This is a genomic window from Limimaricola sp. G21655-S1 (assembly GCF_027213785.1).
Lineage (GTDB): Bacteria > Pseudomonadota > Alphaproteobacteria > Rhodobacterales > Rhodobacteraceae > Limimaricola.
In genome coordinates this window covers 1-229 of sequence record NZ_JAPWGO010000568.1, presented here as the reverse complement: position 1 = coordinate 229, position 229 = coordinate 1, and the positions used below count along the sequence as shown (strand labels likewise).

Sequence of the window (229 nt, the reverse complement as noted above, 5' to 3'; positions counted from 1 at the left end):
AGATATAACTACGGCGAGGAACTGGAAAAGGTACTGACGGCCCTATCTGTGATGCCTGGGATCGTTTTTGAGGTTATCGGAAACTGGGTTTGGATTGATGGGGAAACCAAAGCCAATCGAGCCGCAGTACGTGATATAGGTTGTTTTTGGGCCTACAAAAAAAAGAAATGGTACTACCGCCCAGAGGAACACAAGAGCGCATGGAATCGCCGTGAGCACACCCTAGAGG

1 protein-coding gene is annotated in these 229 nt (G+C 48.9%); it reads left to right on the top strand.

The genetic code is table 11. The annotated features are described in order from the left end of the window. On the top strand, positions 1 to 229 hold a 229-nt coding region (locus O4G76_RS21840; protein ID WP_373568062.1), incomplete at both ends, for a hypothetical protein.